General features: G+C 65.4%; 22 protein-coding genes. 13 read left to right on the top strand and 9 right to left on the bottom strand.

The window, feature by feature from the left end:
- The first annotated feature begins 63 nt into the window (after positions 1 to 63).
- The 3 genes from J3E61_RS01430 to J3E61_RS01420 are packed head-to-tail and all read left to right on the top strand — an operon-like array spanning position 64 to position 2921.
- Complete coding sequence (locus J3E61_RS01430) at positions 64 to 1158, top strand: CoA transferase (RefSeq protein ID WP_210082343.1); 1095 nt, start codon at positions 64 to 66, stop codon at positions 1156 to 1158.
- A gap of 18 nt (positions 1159 to 1176) precedes the next feature.
- Positions 1177 to 1929 carry an SDR family NAD(P)-dependent oxidoreductase gene (locus tag J3E61_RS01425; RefSeq protein ID WP_192726767.1) on the top strand — a complete coding sequence of 251 codons (753 nt, stop codon included), beginning with the start codon at positions 1177 to 1179 and terminating at the stop codon, positions 1927 to 1929.
- A complete protein-coding gene (locus J3E61_RS01420; protein ID WP_192726766.1) occupies positions 1926 to 2921 on the top strand; it encodes a nitronate monooxygenase in 996 nt (331 codons plus the stop codon). The genes J3E61_RS01425 and J3E61_RS01420 overlap by 4 nt, the downstream gene beginning before the upstream one ends.
- 305 nt (positions 2922 to 3226) lie before the next feature.
- Here the strand turns inward: J3E61_RS01420 and J3E61_RS01415 are convergent, their stop codons facing one another.
- Positions 3227 to 3493 (bottom strand): hypothetical protein, encoded by a 267-nt coding sequence (locus J3E61_RS01415; RefSeq protein ID WP_210082342.1) that lies wholly within the window; start codon positions 3491 to 3493, stop codon positions 3227 to 3229.
- Between the two features lie 100 nt (positions 3494 to 3593).
- On the opposite strand from J3E61_RS01415, the gene J3E61_RS01410 reads away from it, so the two are divergent.
- Genes J3E61_RS01410 through J3E61_RS01400 form a run of 3 tightly spaced genes read left to right on the top strand, consistent with a single transcriptional unit; the run spans position 3594 to position 7180 of the window.
- Entirely contained in the window at positions 3594 to 5870 is a 2277-nt protein-coding gene (locus J3E61_RS01410) for an MMPL family transporter (protein ID WP_210082341.1), read from the top strand.
- Between the two features lies 1 nt (position 5871).
- Positions 5872 to 6612, top strand: coding sequence for a TetR/AcrR family transcriptional regulator (locus J3E61_RS01405; RefSeq protein ID WP_210082340.1), 741 nt, complete (start codon positions 5872 to 5874; stop codon positions 6610 to 6612).
- Positions 6548 to 7180 (top strand): class I SAM-dependent methyltransferase, encoded by a 633-nt coding sequence (locus J3E61_RS01400; protein ID WP_210082339.1) that lies wholly within the window; start codon positions 6548 to 6550, stop codon positions 7178 to 7180. Before J3E61_RS01405 ends, J3E61_RS01400 begins: the two co-directional genes overlap by 65 nt.
- A gap of 47 nt (positions 7181 to 7227) precedes the next feature.
- Here the strand turns inward: J3E61_RS01400 and J3E61_RS01395 are convergent, their stop codons facing one another.
- Positions 7228 to 7941, bottom strand: coding sequence for an NAD-dependent protein deacylase (locus tag J3E61_RS01395; protein ID WP_192726761.1), 714 nt, complete (start codon positions 7939 to 7941; stop codon positions 7228 to 7230).
- A gap of 37 nt (positions 7942 to 7978) precedes the next feature.
- On the opposite strand from J3E61_RS01395, the gene J3E61_RS01390 reads away from it, so the two are divergent.
- Positions 7979 to 8344, top strand: coding sequence for a GntR family transcriptional regulator (locus J3E61_RS01390; RefSeq protein ID WP_210082338.1), 366 nt, complete (start codon positions 7979 to 7981; stop codon positions 8342 to 8344).
- Here the strand turns inward: J3E61_RS01390 and J3E61_RS01385 are convergent, their stop codons facing one another.
- Positions 8345 to 9547 (bottom strand): PucR family transcriptional regulator, encoded by a 1203-nt coding sequence (locus J3E61_RS01385; RefSeq protein WP_210082337.1) that lies wholly within the window; start codon positions 9545 to 9547, stop codon positions 8345 to 8347.
- A gap of 130 nt (positions 9548 to 9677) precedes the next feature.
- Here J3E61_RS01385 and J3E61_RS01380 point away from each other — a divergent pair, with 130 nt between their 5' ends.
- Positions 9678 to 11204: an NAD(P)/FAD-dependent oxidoreductase gene (locus J3E61_RS01380; RefSeq protein WP_210082336.1), complete on the top strand. Its 1527-nt coding sequence runs from the start codon at positions 9678 to 9680 to the stop codon at positions 11202 to 11204.
- Here the strand turns inward: J3E61_RS01380 and J3E61_RS01375 are convergent.
- Positions 11170 to 12009 carry a class I SAM-dependent methyltransferase gene (locus J3E61_RS01375; RefSeq protein WP_210082335.1) on the bottom strand — a complete coding sequence of 280 codons (840 nt, stop codon included), beginning with the start codon at positions 12007 to 12009 and terminating at the stop codon, positions 11170 to 11172. The two genes, J3E61_RS01380 and J3E61_RS01375, sit on opposite strands and share 35 nt — an antisense overlap.
- Positions 12006 to 12524, bottom strand: coding sequence for a DUF1697 domain-containing protein (locus J3E61_RS01370; RefSeq protein WP_192726756.1), 519 nt, complete (start codon positions 12522 to 12524; stop codon positions 12006 to 12008). The genes J3E61_RS01375 and J3E61_RS01370 overlap by 4 nt, the downstream gene beginning before the upstream one ends.
- A 46-nt stretch (positions 12525 to 12570) precedes the next feature.
- On the opposite strand from J3E61_RS01370, the gene J3E61_RS01365 reads away from it, so the two are divergent.
- Genes J3E61_RS01365 through J3E61_RS01355 form a run of 3 tightly spaced genes read left to right on the top strand, consistent with a single transcriptional unit; the run spans position 12571 to position 13839 of the window.
- On the top strand, positions 12571 to 13014 hold the full coding sequence (locus J3E61_RS01365; protein ID WP_210082334.1) for a PPOX class F420-dependent oxidoreductase: 444 nt from the start codon (positions 12571 to 12573) through the stop codon (positions 13012 to 13014).
- A gap of 42 nt (positions 13015 to 13056) precedes the next feature.
- Entirely contained in the window at positions 13057 to 13224 is a 168-nt protein-coding gene (locus tag J3E61_RS01360) for a DUF5302 family protein (RefSeq protein WP_192726754.1), read from the top strand.
- Between the two features lie 3 nt (positions 13225 to 13227).
- Positions 13228 to 13839, top strand: a complete 612-nt coding sequence (locus J3E61_RS01355; protein ID WP_210082333.1) for a LysE family translocator — start codon at positions 13228 to 13230, stop codon at positions 13837 to 13839.
- A 121-nt stretch (positions 13840 to 13960) separates the two neighbouring features.
- Here the strand turns inward: J3E61_RS01355 and J3E61_RS01350 are convergent, their stop codons facing one another.
- Positions 13961 to 15169, bottom strand: a complete 1209-nt coding sequence (locus J3E61_RS01350; RefSeq protein ID WP_210082332.1) for a fructose-bisphosphate aldolase — start codon at positions 15167 to 15169, stop codon at positions 13961 to 13963.
- A 306-nt stretch (positions 15170 to 15475) separates the two neighbouring features.
- Between J3E61_RS01350 and J3E61_RS01345 the strand changes: the two genes are divergently transcribed.
- Positions 15476 to 18112 (top strand): adenylate/guanylate cyclase domain-containing protein, encoded by a 2637-nt coding sequence (locus J3E61_RS01345; RefSeq protein WP_210085382.1) that lies wholly within the window; start codon positions 15476 to 15478, stop codon positions 18110 to 18112.
- Positions 18113 to 18160: 48 nt separating this feature from the next.
- Here J3E61_RS01345 and J3E61_RS01340 read toward each other — a convergent pair whose 3' ends face one another.
- Positions 18161 to 19264 carry a DUF1214 domain-containing protein gene (locus J3E61_RS01340; protein WP_210082331.1) on the bottom strand — a complete coding sequence of 368 codons (1104 nt, stop codon included), beginning with the start codon at positions 19262 to 19264 and terminating at the stop codon, positions 18161 to 18163.
- On the bottom strand, positions 19261 to 19833 hold the full coding sequence (locus J3E61_RS01335) for a TetR/AcrR family transcriptional regulator (protein WP_210082330.1): 573 nt from the start codon (positions 19831 to 19833) through the stop codon (positions 19261 to 19263). The genes J3E61_RS01340 and J3E61_RS01335 overlap by 4 nt, the downstream gene beginning before the upstream one ends.
- Positions 19834 to 19942: 109 nt before the next feature.
- On the opposite strand from J3E61_RS01335, the gene J3E61_RS01330 reads away from it, so the two are divergent.
- Positions 19943 to 21106 (top strand): sulfotransferase, encoded by a 1164-nt coding sequence (locus tag J3E61_RS01330; protein WP_210085381.1) that lies wholly within the window; start codon positions 19943 to 19945, stop codon positions 21104 to 21106.
- Here J3E61_RS01330 and J3E61_RS01325 read toward each other — a convergent pair.
- On the bottom strand, positions 21087 to 22283 hold the full coding sequence (locus tag J3E61_RS01325; protein ID WP_192726749.1) for an MFS transporter: 1197 nt from the start codon (positions 22281 to 22283) through the stop codon (positions 21087 to 21089). The genes J3E61_RS01330 and J3E61_RS01325 overlap by 20 nt on opposite strands.
- Between the last annotated feature and the right edge of the window lie 9 nt (positions 22284 to 22292).

Below are 22292 nucleotides of genomic sequence, written 5' to 3'. Positions count from 1 at the left end.
TCGGGCCACATGGTTATACAAGTAAGCTATGTCGCGGTCACCTAACGGAGGGCGGGTTTGGACATGGCTGGACCACTGCACGGACTGCGAGTCGTCGAATTGGCCGGCATCGGCCCAGGCCCACACGCTGCGATGCTGCTGGGCGACCTCGGCGCCGACGTCGTCCGCGTCGAGCGTCCCGGCAAGGGGCCAGGGCCGGCGACCGAACCCGGGCGCGACTATCTGTTGCGCAACCGGCGCTCGGTCACGGCCGACCTGAAGAGCGACGAAGGTCGCGAGTTCGTACTGCAGCTGGTGGCCAAGGCCGACGTGCTGATCGAAGGCTTCCGGCCCGGTGTCACCGAGCGGCTCGGGCTCGGCCCGCAGGACTGCGCGAAGGTCAACGACAAACTGATCTACGGCCGGATGACCGGCTGGGGTCAGACCGGCCCCCGCAGTCAGCAGGCCGGCCACGACATCAACTACATCTCGCTCAACGGTGTGCTGCACGCGGTCGGCCGCGCAGGCGAACGTCCGGTTCCGCCGCTGAACCTCGTCGGTGATTTCGGCGGCGGCTCAATGTTTCTCGTCGTCGGCATTCTGTCGGCGCTCTGGGAGCGCGAGCGCTCCGGCAGGGGACAGGTCATCGACGCGGCGATGGTCGACGGTTCGAGCGTGCTCTCGACGATGATGTGGGCGTTCCGCGGGATGGGCATGTGGAGCGACGAGCGCGGCGTCAACATGCTCGACACCGGCGCTCCTTATTACGACACCTACACCTGCGCCGACGGTCGCTATGTCTCGGTCGGAAGCATCGAGCCGCAGTTCTTCGCCGAGCTGCTCGACAAGCTCGGGCTCGACGCCGCTGACCTGCCCCCGCAAAACGACATGAGCCGCTGGCCCGAGTTGCGCGCCAAGCTGACTGAGGTGTTCGCGTCACAGGATCGCGACCACTGGGCCAAGGTGTTCGCCGACAGCGACGCCTGCGTCGCGCCCGTGCTGTCGTTCGGCGAAGTCGAAACCGAACCGCACAACACCGAGCGCGACACGTTCTACCGCGAGAACGGTTTTCTGTATCCCGCACCGGCGCCGCGGTTTTCGCGCACTGTGCCCGACCAACCGAAAGCGCCGGGAGTACCCGGTGCCGACACCGACGCCGTCCTGCGCGACTGGCAGTAGAGGAAAGGAACGCAATCAGTGGAGATCAAAGACGCCGTAGCGGTTGTCACCGGGGGAGCCTCGGGTCTCGGCCTGGCGACCACCAAGCGACTGCTCGACCGGGGCGCATCCGTTGTCGTCATCGACCTGCGTGGTGAGGACGCGGTGAAGCAACTCGGCGATCGCGCCCAGTTCGTGGAGACCAACGTGACCGATCCCGAAGCGGTGTCCGCAGCACTGGACGCCGCCGAGAAGATTGGCCCGCTGCGCATCAACGTCAACTGCGCCGGCATCGGCAACGCGGCCAAGACGTTGTCCAAGGACGGACCGTTTCCGCTCGACGCGTTCAAGAAGGTCGTCGAGGTCAACCTGATCGGCACGTTCAACGTGCTTCGGCTGTCCGCCGAGCGCATCGCGAAGACCGAACCGATCGACGGCGAGCGTGGCGTCATCATCAACACCGCGTCCGTCGCGGCGTTCGAAGGGCAGATCGGCCAAGCCGCGTACTCCGCATCCAAGGGCGGCGTCGTCGGCATGACACTGCCGATCGCCCGGGACCTGTCGCGCGAGCTGATCCGCGTCGTCACGATCGCGCCCGGCCTGTTCAAGACCCCGCTGCTGGGCTCGCTGCCCGAAGAGGCGCAGCAGTCGCTTGGCAAGCAGGTGCCGCATCCGGCCCGCCTGGGTGATCCCGACGAGTACGGCGCGCTGGCCGTGCACATCGTCGAGAACCCGATGCTCAACGGTGAGGTGATCCGTCTGGACGGCGCAATCCGGATGGCGCCGCGATGATCACGACGAAGTTCACCGAGACGTTCGGCATCGAGCATCCGATCGTCCAGGGCGGTATGCAGTGGGTCGGTCGCGCGGAACTTGTTGCCGCCGTTGCCAATGCGGGTGCGCTCGGCTTCATCACCGCGCTGACGCAGCCGACGCCCGCGGACCTGGCCAACGAGATCGCCAGGTGTCGCGATCTGACGGATAAGCCGTTCGGGGTGAACCTGACGATCCTGCCGACGATCAACCCGCCGCCGTATGACGAGTATCGGCAGGTGATCGTCGACGCCGGAATCAAGATCGTCGAGACGGCAGGCTCGAACCCCGCGCCGCATCTGCCGATGTTTCACGACAACGGGATCAAGGTGCTGCACAAGTGCACCTCGGTGCGGCACGCGGTCAAGGCCCAGAGCCTCGGCGTCGACGGCATCAGCATCGACGGATTCGAGTGCGCCGGGCATCCCGGCGAGGACGACATCCCAGGCCTGGTGCTGATCCCCGCGGCGTCGACCAAGATCGACATCCCGATGATCGCCTCCGGCGGCTTCGCCGATGCGCGCGGCCTGGTGGCCGCACTGGCATTGGGCGCCGACGGCATCAACATGGGCTCACGGTTCATGTGCACCGTGGAATCGGCGATTCATCAGAACGTCAAGGAAGCGATCGTCGCGGGCAGCGAGCTGGACACCGAGTTGATCTTCCGTCCGCTGCGCAACACGGCGCGGGTGGCAAGCAACACGGTGTCGCGCGAGGTCGTCGAGATTCTCAACCGCGGCGGGCAGTTCGAGGACGTCAAGGATCTGGTCGCGGGCAAGCGCGGTGTGAAGGTCTACGAGGTCGGCGATCTGGATGCGGGCATCTGGTCGGTCGGCACGTCGATGGGCCTGATCAACGACATCCCGACGTGCGGAGAGCTGGTGGCCCGGATCGTGGACGAGGCCGAGGAGTTGATCACCGGCCGACTGGCCGACATGGTCGAGCCTGAGGCTGCAGAGAACGTGGCCTAGAAACCGAGAAAACGAAAGATCGACGAAACGCCCGTACTGGGCAAACTGTCATGGGTGAACGCGCGCCGCGAGGCGCGCGATTACTCAGACTGCGGTTGGCAGGGTGTGCTCGTCGTCGAGCTGCTCCGAGGTGTCGCCCTCAACCAGGACATCGCCGTGGTAGAGCGCCTCAAAGTCAACCTTGATGACATCGGCACTGGTGTCGTCGATCCACATGTACTGAACAGTAACCATCACCATTAAGGAATCTTTGAGTCTCGATTCGGAAAATGGTGGCAATTCTTACTGCGGGGTAGGTTCCGGGCTCACGCCGGCGGCGGCGCCATGAAGCGGATCGAGTTCGTCCCGTTCAGCAATATCCAGGTCAATAGAGCGGCGGTGACCGCTACGACCAGCAGGCTCACAGCCACGCGGGCGTCGAACCGGGTGCGGCCGAGGATCCTGGCGTCAACGAAGTAGCCGCGCCAGCCACCGGATTCCATACATCCGACGGCGGAGTTGAAGTCGAGCGCCTTGATGGACGGCAGCCCAGGTGGCTGCCAAAGCGCTGTGAGTGTTTGCGTGGTGAACATCGGTCGGCGCCGCGACGTAGTTATCAAGAGAAAGACATGTTGATCTCGCTAAGTTACCGCTGGTAAGTTATCGGCGATATCTCGTTTGGAAGGACGCCACGTGCTGCAACGAATCGCCCTACTGGCCATCGCCGCGCCGCGGCGAATCATCGCGGTCGCGCTCCTGGTGATGGTGGCTTGCGGCATCTTCGGCATCCCTGTTGCCAAGCATCTGTCCGCGGGTGGCTTCCAGGACCCGACTTCGGAGTCCGCCCAAGCGACGAAATTGCTCGTCGACAAGTTCGGTCAGGGCGACATGGAGCTGTTGATCAGCGTGACCTCGGGTGCCGGCGCGCAGGGCGCTGCGGCCCGCGCCGTCGGAACCGACATCGTCGACCAGTTGAAGGCGTCGCCCTATGTCGGCGATGTGACGTCCGTGTGGACTGCCCCCGAGTCCGCCGCGCCGGCGCTGATGAGTAAGGACGGCAAGACCGGGCTGATCGTCGCAGGCATCACCGGCGGGGAGAGCGGCGCCCAGCAGCATGCCAAAGAGCTGACTGAGCGACTCATCCACGACCGCGACGGCGTCACGGTGCGCGCGGGCGGCGAGGCGATGACCTACGTGCAGATCAACGCCCAGAGCGAAAAAGACCTGCTGACAATGGAATCCATCGCGATCCCGCTGAGCTTCATCGTCTTGGTCTGGGTGTTCGGCGGGCTGATCTCCGCTGCGCTGCCGTTGGCCGTCGGCGGCTTCGCGATTCTCGGTTCGATGGCGGTGCTGCGGGCGGTCACCTTGATCACCGACGTGTCGATCTTCGCGCTGAACCTCACGGTCGCAATGGGTTTGGCGCTTGCCATCGACTACACGCTGTTGATCATCAGCAGATATCGCGATGAACTCGCCGAAGGCGCCGACCGCGACCGCGCGCTGGTGCGCACCATGATGACCGCGGGGCGCACGGTGCTGTTCTCGGCGATGACCGTCGCGCTGTCGATGGTCGCGATGGTGCTTTTCCCCATGTACTTCCTGAAGTCGTTCGCCTACGCGGGCATTGCCGTGGTGGTGTTCGCGGCCATCGCCGCTATTGTGGTGGCACCTGCTGCGATCGCGCTGCTCGGCGACAGGCTGGACTCGTTGGACGCGCGCAGGCTCGCGCGCTGGGTGTTCCGGCGGCCCGATCCGGTGCCCAAGCCGATCGAGCAGAACTTCTGGTACCGCTCGACGAAAATCGTTATGCGCCGGGCAGTTCCGATTGGTATCGCGATCGTCGCACTGCTGCTGATGCTCGGCGCACCGTTCCTCGGCATCAGGTGGGGCTTTCCCGACGAGCGCGTGCTGCCGCAGTCGCTGTCTGCCCGTCAGGTCGGCGACGACCTGCGCGCCAACTTCGCGGTCGACTCGGCGCGCAACGTCACCGTCGTCATGCCCAATGCCGCAGGCGTCACACCCGCCGACGTCGATCGTTACGCCTCGGCGCTGTCGCAGGTGCCCGATGTGTCGTCGGTGTCCGCGCCGGGCGGCACATTCGCGGGCGGTCGATCGGTCGGCCCCCCTTCTGCCGCAACCGGATTCAAGGACGGTAGCGCATTCCTCACGGTAGGTAGCACTGCGCCGTTGTTCAGCGACGCATCCGAATCGCAGCTCGACCGGTTGCGCGCGGTGCCGCCACCGGCGGGGCAGCATGTCGAGTTGACGGGTGTCGCGCAGGTCAACCGTGACAGCTCGGAAGCGATCACGTCGCGGCTGCCGATGGTTCTCGGGATCATCGCGGTGATCACGTTCGTGCTGCTGTTCCTGCTCACCGGCAGCGTGATATTGCCGCTCAAGGCGTTGGTGCTCAACGTCTTATCGCTGACCGCGGCATTTGGCGCGCTGGTGTGGATCTTCCAGGAGGGACACCTCGGCGCACTTGGCACGACTCCGACTGGAACGCTCGTCGCGAACATGCCGGTGCTGTTGTTCTGCATCGCGTTCGGGTTGTCGATGGACTACGAAGTGTTCCTGGTGTCGCGTATCCGCGAATACTGGCTCAAATCCGGTAAGACGCGAGCCGACAACGACGAGAGTGTCGCGCTCGGTCTTGCGCGTACCGGCCGTGTCGTCACCGCCGCCGCGCTGCTGATGGCGATTTCGTTCGCCGCGCTGATCGCGGCCAAGGTGGCGTTCATGCGGATGTTCGGCGTCGGCCTGACGCTCGCGGTGATCGCGGACGCGACCCTGGTCCGCATGCTGCTGCTGCCCGCGTTCATGCACGTGCTCGGCCGGTGGAACTGGTGGGCACCAAAGCCGCTCGCCAGGCTGCACGACCGCATCGGGGTCGACGAGTCCGGTGACGGCGACGCGCCCATAGAGAAACGTGAACGCGTCGCGGCGTCGGTAACGGACACTGAGTAGCGTGTCGATCCAGCCGTTGCGTCGCCGCCGCGCCCCGCGCGGTTCCGGCGAACAGTTGCGTGACGAAATCCTCGACGCCACGACCGAACTGCTGCTGGAAACCGGGCACGCGAAGTCGGTGTCCATCCGCTCGGTCGCCCAGCGGGTCGGGGTCACGCCGCCGTCGATCTATCTGCATTTCGCCGACAAGGACGCGCTGCTCGACGCCGTCTGCGCCAGGTACTTCGAGAAGCTCGACGAGGAGATGCAGCGTGTCGCGGCGGATCAGCCCTCGACCATCGACGTCTTGCGCGCACAGGGTCTGGCCTATGTCCGGTTCGCGTTGAAAACCCCTGAGCTGTACCGGATTGCGACCATGGCCGAGAGTCGCCCCGGCAGCGACATCGACGTCGCGCTGAACAGTTCCGCCTTCGTCCACATGCGCGCGTCGGTGGAAACGTTGATGGCCGAGGGAACCTACCCGCCTGGCGACCCCGTTGTTAAGGCACTGGAGCTGTGGACCGTGGCCCACGGGCTGGCTGCTCTGCTGATTTCGCGGCCGTACCTGCCGTGGGGCGATATCGAAGAGTTCGCCGACCGAGTGATGAGATCGGTGTGCGCCGGCCAGATCGTTTCCGGTGCCATCGATCCGGATCTGCCGCCCTCGGCGGCCATCGCACTGCTGAAGGGAATGCTCGATGAGCACAAGCGAAGTGGACAACCCGTTCTTCGCGCGGATGTGGACGTGGATGGCAAGCCATGAACCGGAGTCATTGAAGCAACTGCGCCGCGAGAACCTCGCCGGCCTTTCGGGACGCGTGCTCGAGGTCGGCGCAGGCACCGGGACGAACTTCGAGTTGTATCCCGACACCGTGACCGAGGTGGTCGCCGTCGAGCCCGAGCGCAGGTTGTCGGTGCAGGCTGAGCAGGCGGCCGCTGCGGCGTCGGTGCCGATCCGTGTCAGCGCCAACACGGTGGAACAGTTCGCGGACGCTGAGCCGTTCGACGCGGCGGTGTGTTCCCTGGTGCTGTGCTCGGTCGACGACCCTGATCAGGTTGTGCGTCAACTCTTTTCGGTACTCAAGCCCGGTGGTGAACTGCGCTACTTCGAACACGTCGCCAGCAGCGGTTGGCGCGATCGGCTGCAGAGGTTCGCCGACGCCACGCTGTGGCCGCGGATGGCAGGCAACTGCCACACGCATCGCCATACCGAGCAGACAATTGTCAATGCCGGCTTCAAAGTGTCCGGATCGCGTCGCGAGTGGGTGTTGCCGGCGTGGGTGCCGGTGCCGTCGTCGGAAGTCGCTATCGGCCGGGCCGTCAGACCGTGAGCTGTGTGCAGCTTGTGGCGGTGAGCGCAACAAACTGCACAGAACCGCTAGGGGAGTAGGGCGGGCAGGCGCTGCAGCAAGGTGGGCAGCGCGGTGGCCGCAGATTCGCGGACGACGGCCGTCGCGGCGTCGGACAGCGGCGTGGGCTCCGGGTTCACTTCGACGACGACGGTGCCGTTGGCCAGCGCCAGCTCAGGCAACCCTGCGGCGGGGTAGACGATCGACGAAGTGCCGACGACGATCACGAGGTCGGCATGCGTGACCGCGTCGAGCGAGCGTTGCCACGCCTCGTCGGGCAGTGCTTCGCCGAACCACACCACATTCGGGCGGATCAATCCGCCGCACACGCATCGCGGCGGTTCGACCGATTCCACGGGTTCAGGCATCGTCGGCAACTCGTCGAGATACTCGCGGCCGCAACGGTCGCAACGGAATTCGAACAAGCTGCCGTGCAGGTGATAGACGCGCTTGCTGCCCGCGCGCTCATGCAGATTGTCGACGTTCTGGGTGACCACGTGCACGTCGGCGTAGTCCTGCCAGGCCGCCACGGCGAGATGGCCGTCGTTCGGCTGCACCGAGCCCATCATCTGATGACGCCACAGGTACCACGCCCACACCTTGTCGGGGTGGTCCTGCCAACCCTCGGCGCTGGAGATCTCATAGGGGTCGACCTTCGCCCACAGCCCCGTCTCGGCATCGCGGAAGGTCGGCACCCCGCTCTCGGCGGAAATGCCTGCTCCGCTGAGCACCGTCACTTGCACATCACCAAAGTAGCCCGTTTAAGCGATACTGATGCACGTGGCCGAGTTGGGGGATTGGGTTCGCATTGACCAGCACGCCGCCAAGCCGCTTTTCGACCAGCTCAGGACGCAGATCATCGACGGGATCCGGGACGGCAAGCTGCCGCCGGGCACCCGATTGCCGACGGTCCGCGAACTGGCGGGGCAGATGAGCCTGGCGGTCAACACGGTGGCGCGCGCATATCGGGAGCTGGAGTCGGCGGGTGTGCTCGAAACCCGGGGCCGCTTCGGTACTTTCGTTGCCCGTGTCGATCCGGCCGACTCCGCGATGGCGACCGCGGCGCACACGTTTGTGTCCGCGGCGCGCGCGCTGGGCGTCGACAAGGACGAGGCCTTGAAATACGTCGAGGCGGCCTTCGGCTGATCAGCCGCGCCAGCGCAGCACGTCCAGAGCGACCGCGACGTCGACGCTGGCGTCTGCCAGCGGTCGGGGCAGCAGTTCATCGGCGCGGGCCAGGCGCCGCAGCAAGGTGTTGCGGTGGGTGTAGAGACGTTGCGCGGCCCGCGACGCGTTGCACTGTGATGCGACGAAAGTCCTTACGGTGTCCTGCAATTCGGATCCTGCGGACTCGAGATCGCCCAGCGTGTGTTTGACGAACTCGGCGGCGCGGTCGGTGTCAGCGGTGATCAGTGCGACGAGTTGGACGTCGGTGAACAGCGCGACCTGCTGAGGCGAATGCAACCGCGCCATGAACTGTTGGGTGGTGATCGCGTCGAAGTGACTGCGCCGAAATCCGTCGATTCCGGTGGCCATCGGGCCGATCGCGATGCGGACGTCGGGCGTCGCGGCGACTGACCGCAGCACTGCGCCGGTGTCGAGTGCGCCCGCCACCCAGACCCATCGGGTCGCCGTACTGGCCAGCACGCTCAGCATGCGGCCTGCCGCTGCGTGCCCGAAAGCCTGGGCTGCGCGGTCGAGTCGGGCCAGATCGCCGCCGGGATCGTCGGTCCAGATGACCGCGGCGGTGTGAGGTCCGGTCAATGCATAGCCGAGTCGTTCCTCGGCGCGCCTGCGGGGAATGGGCGCGCCATCGAGAAGCAGCGCGACGGTCTCGCGACGTTCGGCGTGCGTCCCGCGGGTGAGTTCGTCGCGCTCCAGGTCGATCTGGGCCGCGATGGCCGCCAGCGTGGCGTCGACGAACGCGCTGATCGACCGCGAGCACACGTCGAGCAATTCGTGCAGCTCCACCGGATCCGAGGTCAGCCCGAACGCGATCTCCATCAGCCGCCGCCACGCCACTCCCTCCCCGACGCGATACGCGTCCAGCGCGAACGCGTCGAGTCCTCGACGCACCAGTTCACGCGCGACGGTCACCGGCTCTGGTCCGGTGTTGGGCGGTACCGGCGCGCCGGGATCGCGGACGTTGGCGGTGGACCAGAAGTACAGGTTGGCCTGATTGCTGCGGCTCACCGCCCCGGCGAGGTCGGGGTCGGCGGCGATCGCCGGGTTGGCGCCGAGCACGGCGGTGTCGAGCTCCTCGAGCCACTCCGGCGGCGCGTTGACGATGACCTGCGCGCACTGCCGGATCAGCTCCCTGACCGGGGCCGACGGGGGATTCGACGTCATCGCACCACGGTAGACCGCCTGGTGCAAAGTGCACCATAGAAGAGCGATATTGAGACGATTTGCTCTTGGGTTCGCGGACCTCCAGACGCGACCATCAATGCAACGAAAACCCGTCGTCAGGAGTCACACCATGGCCCGCACCTCCAGTCACATCGAGCACGTCGACGTTCTGATCGTCGGCGCAGGCATCTCCGGCATCGGCGCGGCGTACTACCTGCAGCAGGAGCATGCGGACCGGACCTACGCCGTTCTCGAGGCGCGTGGCGCGTCGGGTGGCACGTGGGACCTGTTCCGCTATCCGGGGATTCGCTCGGATTCCGATCTGCACACGTTCGGCTACGAGTTCAAGCCGTGGCAGGACGAGGACGCGATTGCGTCGGCCGACAAGATCCTGGCCTACCTGCGTGAGACCACCGCGGAGAACGGCATCGACGCCAACATCCGGTTCCACCACAAGGTGCTGGCCGCGGCATGGTCGAGCGACGACGCGCGCTGGGTCGTCGACGTCGAGCGCTTCAACGACGAGGACGACACCGAGGAGTTGGTGCAGTTCAGCGCGAACTGGATCTTCTGCGCCGGTGGCTACTACCGCTACGACAAGGGCTACACGCCGGAGTTTCCCGGCCGCGATCGATTTCGCGGTCAGATCGTGCATCCCCAGCACTGGCCCGAGGATCTCGACTACGCGGGCAAGAAGGTCGTCATCATCGGCAGCGGCGCGACAGCGGTGACGCTGGTGCCCGCGATGGCAGGCACGGCCGCCCACGTGACGATGCTGCAGCGCTCACCGACCTATGTGCTGCCGGTGCCGTCGAAAGACACGTTCGCCAACGCGGCGCAAAAGCTGCTCGGCGCCAAGCGCGGTTATGCGTTGGCCCGGCGCAAGAACATCGTCAGGCAACGCGCGGTCTACCAGTTGTCGCAGAAGTATCCCGCCGCGGCGCGCAGGCTGATCCGTCACCTCAACGCCAAGGAGCTACCCGAGGGCTATCCGGTCGACGAGCACTTCCGCCCCGCATACAACCCGTGGGATCAGCGGCTGTGTACGGTGCCTGACGCCGACTTGTTCAAGGCGATCAGCAGCGGTGCGGCCTCGGTGGTCACCGATCGGATTGCCACCTTCACCGAAACCGGCGTACAGCTGGAATCCGGAGAGCATCTCGACGCTGACATCATCGTCACCGCAACGGGTTTGAACATTCAGCTGTTCGGCGGTATGTCGTTGACAGTGGATGGGACGCCAGTCGATCCCACCGATTCCGTCGTCTACAAGGCCATGATGCTGGCAGGCGTGCCGAACTTCGCGTTCGCGTTCGGATACACCAACTCCTCGTGGACGCTGAAGGTGGGCCTGTTGTGCGAGCACTTCTGCCGCCTGTTGACGCACATGGACGCCTGCGGCTACGACATCGCGCGGCCCGAACTGGCCGACCCCGCGATGTCGACCCAGCCGATGCTCGACCTCAGCGCCGGCTATGTTCAGCGTGCCCTCGACCAGTTGCCGAAACAGGGCGATGGTGACCCGTGGCGCGTGCAGATGAACTACTACCACGACATCGAACAGCTGCGCGAGGGATCAGTTGTCAACCCCCACTTGCACTTTGGGTCTTCGAACCGCGAGGCTAGCCGAATTCCAGCAGAGTCAGCACGGGCCTGATCGGATCGAGTAACGGGATCCGGTGCGCCGTCCACAGCAACGCGTTCAGCACCTTGCCGCGACCCGCGGGAAACGGCAGATCATGGACTGCCCGGATGCCTGGCACGGAACTGACCAGATTCGCGGCGTCGGATACCGACAAGCTGAATGGCATCGGCGGGACCCGGTAACGGAACGAGGTGCGCATGCCGCGGCGGTGCAGTGCCGCCAAGCCGGAAGGCGGCAGGTCGAACATCATCTGCCCGCCGGGAAACCGCGCGGCGCACGCGGCGATCAGGCCGAGCGCATCGTCGGGTTGCAAGTACATCAGCAGCCCCTCTGCGGTGATGAACACGCCGTGTTCGGCGTCCACCTGATCCATCCAGGTGAAGTCGAGCGCAGACTGGGCGCACATCCGCACCCGATCCCTCGCGGGCAGCAGCTTGCGACGCAGGTCGATCATCGGCGGGAGATCGACTGTGAGCCATTGGAATTGGTCACCGACGCCTGCGGCATCCAGACGGTAGAAGCTGGTCTGCAGCCCCTCGGCCAGGGCCACCACGGTGGCTTTGGGATGGTCAGTCAGATAGCGGCGGGTGTACCTGTCGTAGGCCACGGCCCGCAGCGCCATGTCCTGGCGCCGGGAAAAACCGAACTTCGCGAAGTCGTAGTCGATCGAGTCGGCCAGCTCGATGGCCACCGGGTCGTCGATGATCGAATCCGGTCCACGCGCCTCGTTCGCTCGCACCCGCAAGGTCAGCAGCGCGGTCTCGGACACGCCCGTCAGCACCGTGCCATCGACCTTGACGGTGGGCGCGGAGCTCACCGCAGCACCTTTTCGACGGTGCGCAGATTGCGGGTCGTGGTCGAGGACTTGTAGCGCTTCTTGCCCATGGTTTTCCCGATGGTCGTGCCGAGCGTGCCCTTGGGGCACTGCCAGTAGATGACGCCCTTGCCGCGTTTGACCTTTTCGTCCGGTCCGGCGTCCTTGCCGAGTGCGGCCAGTTCGTCGAGCACGTCTTTGTCGGTGACGAACGTGACGTAGGAGTGCTTACCCTCTACCTCGCGCTCGAACGGAAAAGCCTTCGAGATTGCTGCGACCGTCTTCAAGTCGTAGGCCAATACCCAGGCGTCGTATCCGAAGGCGTCGCGTAACGCCTTCTCTGCCTTCTTTCGCACGGCATCGACACCCGCGCTGCTTTCCAGGAGCACGTTGCCGCTGGCCAAAATCGTTCGCACATTGGTGAATCCGGCTTCTTCGAACGCCTTGGCCACCTCGGCCATCTTGAGGTTGACGCCGCCGACGTTGACGCCACGCAGAAAAGCAGCGTATTGGGTCATGGCCGCCATGGTAGGCGGCGCGGGCCGGCGGACGTAGGCTCGACCAATGGGACGCCACGTATTCGACGACAAGCTGTTGGCGCTGCTCTGCGGGAACTCGCTGGGCGTGCTGGCCACGATCAAGCGCGACGGCAGGCCGCAGTTGTCGAATGTGTCCTACTGGTTCGACAAACCCAATCTGGCCATCCAGGCGTCGATCACCGAGCAGCGGGCCAAGACCCGCAACCTGCGCCGTGACCCGCGGGCGTCCATCCATGTCAGCTCGGACGACGGCTGGTCCTACGCCGTCGCCGAGGGCGAGGCGGACCTGACACCGCCGGCCGCGGCGCCCGACGACGCCACTGTGGAGGCGCTGATCGCCTTGTACCGCAATATCGCCGGTGAACACCCCGACTGGGACGACTATCGACGGGCCATGGTCGAGGACCGCAGGGTGGTGCTGACGTTGCCGATCTCGCACGTCTACGGGATGCCGCCGGGCAAGCGGTAAAGGGTACGACGGCTGTGGCGGCGTCGGGTTAGGCTGCCGTCTATGGCAGATGCACCGGAAGACGACACCAAGCGCAAGTTCCGGGAAGCGCTGGAGCGGAAGAAGGCCAAGGCCGCAGGCGGATCCGCCCACAAGGACGGCGGAGCCAAGCAGCCGCGGGCGCATGGACCGCTCGAGAGCCGCAGGGAGTTCCGCCGCAAGAGCGGTTAACTCGTGACGCCGGAATTTTTGATCACGACCCTGATTGTGGTCGCGACCCCAGGGGCGGGCGTGCTGTACACCGTCGCCGCAGGCCTGTCGCGCGGTCCCCGGGCCAGCCTGGTGGCGGCCTTTGCATGCACGCTCGGGATCGTGCCCCACATGATCGCTGCGGTGACCGGCCTGGCGGCGATCATGCATGCCAGTGCGGTGGCGTTCTCGATCCTCAAATGGCTGGGCGTCGCATATCTGCTTTACCTGGCGTGGAAGACATTTCGCGACAAGTCGGTCTTCGAGGTGCAGCCCGATCACGCGAAGCCGTCAGCCTGGCGGGTCATCGTGTCCGGTGTCTTGGTCAACGTGCTGAACCCGAAGTTGACCATCTTCTTCTTCGCGTTCCTGCCGCAGTTCGTGGCGCCCGACAGCAATGGCGCGGTGCTGCACATGGTGTGGCTCAGCACCGTCTTCATGGCGGCTACGCTCGCGGTGTTCAGCCTCTACGGTGTGTTCGCCGGGGCGGTCCGCCGCGAGGTGATCTCGCGGCCACGGATCGTCGCGTGGATGCGGCGCAGCTTCGCCGCGACCTACGTGGTGCTGGCGGGCAGGCTCGCGGCGCAGACCCGCTGAGAGTCTCGGGCTCCGCCGAACGTGGGTTACCCGCACGCTTGAGGGCCTGATGGTGTGCGGGTAACCCACGTTCGGCGGGATCGGGCGAGCTAGAGCGCCGGCTCCCGGCCAGCTTCGTAGCTCAGAGCCCGGCGGAGGTGAGCTGGTGATCGGCCTCGAGCAGCATCCACCCGCTCAGCTGTATCGAAAGATCGCGGCTCTGGTTCGGCGACGACGCCAGCGTCGAGTCCGCGAGCCGGGGAAAGGTTTCCAGACCTGTCGGCGCGATGACCGGGCGGGTCCAATCCGCACCAAACAGCGGCAGGCCGTCCACCTCGGCGCGGTTGCGCCAGGCCGCCCGCGCAGAGGCGTGCACGAGCTCCGCGGCGGTGGTGTCGCCCAGGGCCAGCGCGGTCTGGGCGAGATACCTGGCCAGGATGCCCATGAACAGCCCGGAGTCGTTCCCGCCGGCCCCGGCGATTACGCCCGCGTCGGCGAGCCTGTCGGCGGTAGCGGCGACGAGCGCTGCCGCGCGGTCACGATGGCTCGAATCGTTTGTGCGCAGGGCTAATTCGGTCTCCAGTCCGATGGCCACGCCCTGAGAGTAGGTCCGCAATGCCTGGTCCACCGGCCCGCTGGGTTCGTGCACGCCGTCGAAGATGAGACCGCTTTCGGTGTCGCGCAGCCGGGTGTTCAGGAAATCGGCGAGTTGTTCGGCGTGGGACAGCTTGCCCAGGCGCGCCATCGCGATGCCGGTCGGACCGATCGCGGAGGTGCTGTAGTAATCGTGCCCGACCTTCCACGGCACCGCGCCAGCGGCCGGATTCCAGCCGTCGAGCAGGGCGGTCCGCAGTTTCGGAACGGCATCGTCGAACCGGACGCCGAGCAGCCTGTCGGCGCGTTCGAGCGCCAGCAGCAGCCATGACATGTCGTCGCAGTACGCGTTGGTCCAACCGGTGAGATTGCGGGTGTGAATGCCACGCGCGATGGCGCCGATCCGGTCGATGCGTTCGGGGGAGGGTGCGCGGTACGCGGCATCCACCGCGCAGTCCAACAGGTGGGCCTGCCACCAGTAACACCAACGCGCCAACAACCATTTGTCGAATAGCGACGACGGCCAGTGCAGCGCGCCCAGTTGCGTCCCCGGTTGCCCCCAGAGCGTGTGCACGTGCCGCTCCATGACCGCCCGCTCAGCCAGGTCCGCGCGCTCACCGGGCCCCACCGGGCCGGGGGACGGCTTCTCCATAAATGCCACCGCTTGCATCGGCTGTGTCACTGCGGTGAGTGCGATAGCGCCGGCGACCGCGAAAAGCGCACTGCGCCGGCTGATCCCCTGGTTCCGGCGATCCATCCGCTCGCGCTCCCCTTTGCCGAACAACGATCGCCGGAGGCCGGAAACCGTGCAGCTGAATTTATCGCGACGCGGCCGCGCGCGACGATGCTGGATGTTGAACCTGCGACCGACGCTCTGAGAGAGGTGAGACAGGGAGGCCGAACCGGATGCCGAGCTGTATCCAGACTCAGACGAGTGACTGCTCCGATGTCTCAAGTGCGACGAGTTAGGAGAGTGTCGAAAGTTAGTCGCGATTAGCCGGTTGACGTGCGCATTTTGTGACATCCTGTGCGAGTGTCCGCGGGGGGCCCGCCTTCGGGGGTTGTGACGTTCCTGTTCACCGATATTGAGGGTTCGACCCGTCGGTGGGAAGCCGACGCCGAAGCGATGCGGGCGGCCCTGTCCAAGCACGACCAGGTGCTTCAAACCGCGATCGCGTCGCACGACGGATACAAATTCAGCCACACCGGTGACGGCGTCGTTGCGGCGTTCGCGTCGCCGCGGTCCGCTGTCGACGCGGCGGTTGAGGCCCAACGGGCTCTTGAGTTGCCGGTGCGAATGGGTATTGCGACCGGGGAGGCTGAGCTTCGGGACGGTGACTATTTCGGCACGGTACTCAACCGCGCAGCCCGGGTGATGGCCGCCGGACACGGTGGTCAGATCCTGGTAGCCGACTCAACGGCCGGACTGCTCGGCGGGGTTGACCTGGTGAACCTGGGGCCGCGACGACTGCGTGACCTGCCGAACCCGATCACTGTTTTTCAACTGCATGCGTCGGGCCTGGATACTCAGTTTCCGCCATTGCGGGGAGTCGATTCGAATCCGGGGAACTTGCGGCCCGCGATGACGAGTTTGATCGGACGCGACACCGAGGTCTGCGATGTCAAGACGGCCGTGCACTCCCATCGGTTGGTGACATTGGTCGGTGTAGGCGGGGTGGGTAAGACTCGGCTTGCGTTGGAAGTCGCGACCAAGTTGGCCGACGAATTTGTCGACGGGGTATGGGTTTTCGAGTTGGCTGCGGTCGCTGATCCTGCCGCGGTGCCCGATGCGGTCGCGGCGGTGTTGGGAATCACTCAACAACCTGGCAAGAGTGTGAGCGAGTCGGTGGCTTTCGCCTTGGAGGGCCGGTCGCGGCTATTGGTGTTCGACAACTGCGAGCACGTTGTTGACAGCGTCGCGGATCTGATCGAGGCCATCTTCGCGCGCTCGGCGACGGTGAAGATTCTGGCCACCAGTCGCGAAGGATTAGGAATCGCGGACGAACAATTGTGGCTGGTGCCGTCGCTGGACGTGGGGGCGGGTATCGACTCAGCAGCGGCGAACCTTTTCATTAATCGCGCTCGGAGCGTGGATTCGGGCTTTTTGGCGGCCGATCAAGAGGCCGCTGTCGTGGAAATCTGCCGTCGCCTCGACGGAATCCCATTGGCGATCGAATTGGCGGCCTCGCGGGTGGCATCGATGACCGCAAGCGAAATCAGTGATCGTCTCGATGACCGATTTCGTCTGCTGGTCGGGTCGCGGCGCGGCCTTGGACGTCACCAGACGCTGCGCCAAGCGGTGGGGTGGTCCTACGAACTGCTCGATGAAGCGGAGAAGGTGCTGTTGGACCGTTTGTCGATATTCGTAGGCGGCTTCGACCTCGAAAGCGCTTGCGCTGTAGCGGCATCCGAACACATCGATGACTTGGTGGTCTTGGACCGCCTGGACGCGCTCGTGCGCAAGTCGCTTTTGGTCGCCAATCGGTCCTCTGGTCGGACCCGGTTCTCGATGCTGGAGACCATCCGTCAGTTCGCCGAGGAGCGGCTCGTCGCCAGCAGCGTTGGCCATGACGTCCGCGCGGCGCATGCTCGCTACTTCGCCGACCGCGAGTCCGACGTCCTTGCCCTGTGGGACAGCCCTCGCCAGCGGGAGGCCTACGAATGGTTCGTCACCGAGTTTGCCAATCTGCGGGCGGCATTCCGGTGGGCCGCCGACCAGAACGATCTCGACTCCGCCGCCGCAATCGCGACGTATTCGGTGTTCCTCGGCATCATGGTCGAAAACCATGAGCCGATCGCATGGGCTGAGGAGGTCATTGACCGGGCCAGGGCAACAGGCCACCGGCGACTCGCGACGCTGTGTGTGATGGCGTCAGCGTGCTATGTCACCGGCCGTATCGAGGAATCGCTCCGCTATAGCCAGGCGGCCGAGCGTGCCCTTGTCGGTACTCGCGACGAGGTGCCGTACGGCCGAACGGCCTGGAGTCTGGGTGGATACATGGCCGCGGGCAAGTTGCAAACGTGGATCGATTTCTGTCGCGCGGAGTTGACGCGCAACATCAACAGAGATGTGTTCACCAGGGCGTGCCTAGTTATGGCATTGGCGATGGTGAACTCGCCCCACGAGGCAAGCGCTGCCGCAGAAGGTGTCATCGAGGCTGGAGAGGCGACACAAAACGCCCAACAGCTTTCTTATGCCCTTCATGCCTATGCGTTCGCCAATCGCGACGCCAATCCTGTCAGCGCGCTGAACGCCCTGCGTCGGGGTCTGGTAGTCGCGCGGGACAGCGGCAACCGTTACAACGAGTCGAACTTGCTGGCGATGCTGTGCCGCCAGGAGGCCGACCACGGCGAGCCCGCTGCCGCGTTCGACTACTCCTGCGCAGCCATCGGTCGCTATCACGACTCTGGAAACACCACGATGATGCGCATCCCCTTGGCGGTTGCCGCAGCCTTGTCCGACCGGTGCGGACGCCACGAAGCGGCGGCGACCATCGCCGGCTTCGCTGTGCACCCACTGATCGCGGTGGCGTACCCGGAGTTCAATCGCACAGTCGCGCACCTACGCGATGCTCTCGGTGACGACGCATATGAATCGTTCGCACACAAGGGCGAAATAATGACCACCGCCGAGATCGTCGCATACGCCTACGAGCAAATCGACCAAGCCCGAGCAGAACTGACCGCTGCCTCGGAATAGACCACATATTGAGCCGCACGTCCTGTGACCGCGACAGTGTGCTGGTAACTAGTCCACTGCCTCCGGCGCATCCGTTGCCTTCACCAACTGCACCAGTGGCCGCGCTGGGACCTCGTCGGCCAGAAACCACCGGAACGCCAGGTTGCCGCGCGGATAGTCCAGCGTCGTCAGCGAATTCGGATGTTCCGTCATGCCGCGGGAGACGACGATCGTCACCGACCCGTCGGCGTTGGGCACCGCACTGTGGCCGTTGACCGAACTGCGCGCGTCGTTGACGTTGTGGGTCGCCATGAACTGGTTCCACACCACCAGGTTCCAGAACCGGCACTTCGGCGGCCGATGGGTGATCACCAACGCCTCGTCGTCCTCGAGCACGAAGCTGCCATACGCGTAGCACGCATCGCGCGCCGACCAGCCGAAGTTCGCGTCGGGTACCTGATACGGGTCGGCGAATTGGTTTGCCACTTGCGATACTTCATGCCCCAGCTGGTGTGAATCATCGACGCGTACGCCGACCGCGAGCGGCACGATCGCGAACATGGTGCGCAGCCAGGCCGCGCTGGCCCGCAGTGCCGCAGCGGTTTCGGCGTCCCCGTGCCGAATCGGCTCAGGGTCGTCGAGCGCTGTTATCTGCCAGCGGACCGGCCTGCCGGTCAGCGGATCGGCCTGGTAGTCGCGGGTCATCAACACCGCCCCGTCGTCCGTCGGCCCAAGGTCGAAGGAGAAGTTGCCTTCCCCGTCGATGTCGAGGTCGTCGTCGCGCATGAGCGCCACGATCCGGTCAGACCACGCACCCGGCGACGGTTCGTTGTACGCCGTCACCGAAAAGTACACGCTGTCACCCTTGTTGCCGCTGATGCGATAGCGGCGCTTCGGGTCGACCGGGCACATGTGGTAGTAGGCGTCGGTGTTGTCGCCGCCCCACCGACGGTCGCGGCGAAATGGTGTGTTCACCTCCACGAACTGAGGTCGGCTCGGCTCGGAGAACAGATAGGTATCGAGCGCGACGCCCAATGTCGTCGCCAGCATCCGGTAACCGTCGGCGATGTGCCGGTCGTCGGTGACCGCGCGATCACCTTCGAGGAACGAGCGATCAAGCCCGCCAAGGGTTTCCAATAGCTCATGCCACGCGGCAGTGGACTCGTGCGTCATGCAGAGATTCCTCTCAAAATCAGGTTGGCGGTTCGCTCGACCCAGGTGTCGTCGAGCGCACCGCGCGTGAGCAGCGCCAGGAAGGTGATGCCCGCGAGGGCTTCGGTGACTTCTGCCGCGGTGACATCGGGCCGAATCTCGTTGCGTGCCATGGCGTTATCCAGTCGCGCGGTCATGTCACGAGACAGGATGCCGCCGAACCGCTCGAGAAGCGCCGCGTGCAACGTCAAGTCCGCGGCCATCTCGCCGACCAGTCCCGGCAGCGCGGCGCGTGCCGCGGGCGTGGTCAACACCGCGACCGTGCGGCGCACCATTTCGCGCACATCGTCGGCCAGCGAGCCCGTGTCGGGCAGCTCGGTTCCACTGTTGATCGGGAACACCGCCTCGTGCACGAGGTGCGCCTTGCTGGCCCAACGCCGGTAGATCGCGGGCTTGCTGGTGCCGGCACGGCGCGCGATCGCATCCACGGACAGCGCGGCGTATCCGGTCTCGCCGAGCAGTTCGACCGTCGACTCCAGCACCGCGCTGTCGATGCGCGGATCGCGGGGCCGGCCAAGGTCTGTTGTCATTACGAAACTCAGAGTAACATAAGTAGGCGTGACCCACGCCACACCCCTGGTCCACCTTGATGACCTCGCCGAGCCGCGGTTCAGCCCCGAGGCCAAGCAGATCTTCGACATGATGGCCGCGTTGGCGCCCGAGTGCCCGCTGGATGCGGATGCGTTGCACGCCAGGGCGAGCGCGGACACCGGCCTCGACGACTTCGGGCCCGACGACTACCGGGAGCGCCTCGCCGTCTACCTCGCCGCGCTGCACGAAATCGATGGCATGCATGGCCCGGGCATCGTGAACTTCTTCGGCCAATTGTCACAGTGGCTCAAGAACCGCCTGCTGCTGACGGACCTGCTCACGCGTCACCCCGAGATCCACGACATCGAACTGCTGCCACCGGTGGTCATCGCCGGACTGCCGCGCACCGGCACCACGCATCTGCACAATCTGTTGGCTGCGGGACCGACGTTCCGCACGCTGCCCTACTGGGAGAGCTTCGAGCCCTTCCCGCTACCCGCCGAGGAAGGCATCGAGCCCGACCCTCGTGCGGCGCGCATGGACCTCGCCGTCACGGTGATGAACACCCTGATGCCGCACTTCGCGCTGATGCACGAGATGACCACCGAACATGTGCACGAGGAAATCCAGTTGCTCGCAAACGATTTCTCGACGATGTTCATGGAAACGCTGGCGCACGTGCCGCGGTGGGCCGACTACTACCTGGCCCACGACCAGACGTCGACCTACGAGTACCTGGCCACCCAACTCAAGGCGCTGCAATTCCTTCGGGGCGGTAGGCGCTGGCTGCTGAAGTCACCCCAGCACCTCGAGCAGCTTGTAGTGCTGGACAAGGTCTTTCCCGGCGTTGCCGTCGTGTGCACGCATCGGGACCCTGTGCCCGTGGCGATTTCGATGGTCGCGATGCTCACGTACTCCGCACGCATGCACCGGTCGCCGGTGCCGGTGGAGGAGATCGCGGCCGGCTGGATCGACCGATTGGAGTTGATGCTCAATGCGCTGATCCGCGACCGCGATGTCATTGCGCCGCAACGCTCTATCGATGTGACCTTCGACGACTTCATGGCCGACGAACTCGGCGTGGCAGAACGGGTCTACGGCCTTGTCGGTGAACCGGTGACCGACGAGGCGCGCGGTGCGCTGGCAGAGTATCTGGCCGGCCACCAACGCGGCAGGCTTGGCAAGGTCGTCACGTCGTGCGAGATGTTCGGACTCGACGAGGACGAGTTGCGCAGGCGCTTCGCGCCCTACGTCAGCCGATTCCTGTCGTAACGAGGCTGCGGGACTGGCGCGCCTCGAGCACGAGAATGCCGACCAGGCAGATGGCTGACAGGGCTGCCACGGCAATCGCGAAAGTGACACCGGCCGTTTGCAATCCCCAATGCTGGGCCGCCACACCTTCGCCAACAACCGGCAGCGAGATCGCCACATAGGCGACGACGAAATACGTCGAGCTGACTTCCGCGCGGCGGTCGGCAGGTGTGCGCTCCGCGACCGCGGCCAGACCGCGGCTGAAGCTGATGCCCTGCCCGACACCTGCCACCACCGCGGCGGCGACAAGTCCGATGAGCGACGAAAGCTGAAGTGCTACAGCTAGAATCACCATGCCGGCGACCAGGATTCCACAGCCGATGGCTACGGCGCGTTGTGAATTGAGGTTGCGGGCGGCGATCTGCGCTGCCGCTGACGCGAAGAAGATCGAGCTGGCAATGAGTCCGGCGATCGCGTGGTTGTCGATGCCGACGACGCCCGAGACGAACGACGGCGCCACCGCGGCGAACAGCCCCGTCACCGCGAAACCTGCAAACGCCGCCAACGAGGCCACGACGAACACGGCGCGCACCTCGGCTGGCACCGAAAGGCGCTGCACACCGATCTTGCCGGTGCGCGCGGAAGTTTCCGGCACGATCAGCACCGCCGCGCCGGCCAGCGCCGCCAGCACAATGTGCACGATGAAGCTGAGCTGCAGTGGCGCAGGTGCGTATTGGACAAGCACACCGGCCAACAGCGGCCCGATGCCCAGCCCGCCCATGTTGGCGACCGTCGCCACCGCCGCGGCCCTGGTGCGCCAGTGTTCCGGGGCAGCCTCGATGACCGCTGCGGTCGCCGTGCCGGTGAAGATGCCGGCCGAAAGCCCCGACAAGACACGTCCGACCAACAACAGCGAAACCGAGTCTGCGACCAGGAAGACGGCGGCGCTGGCCAGCGCGGCCACCACACCTGCCAGCAGCACCGGCCGCCTGCCGATCGCGTCGGACCATCGCCCGAATACCAGCAGCGCGAAAAGCACGCCGGCTGCGTAGGTCGCGTAGATCACGGTGGTGGTCAGCACCGCAAAGTGCATCTGCTGGCCGTACAGCGCATACATCGGTGTTGGCAACGTGGTGCCGACCATGATGGCCGCGAAGGCGTACGCCAGCAGTCCGAAGGCGAATCGTCGAGCGGTCACGCGTGAAGA

Origin of the sequence: Mycobacterium sp. OAE908, from assembly GCF_017872775.1 — a bacterium.
In the GTDB taxonomy this organism is placed as follows: domain Bacteria; phylum Actinomycetota; class Actinomycetes; order Mycobacteriales; family Mycobacteriaceae; genus Mycobacterium.
The sequence above is the reverse complement of the archived record's forward strand: the minus strand, read 5'-3'. Positions and strand labels throughout refer to the sequence as shown.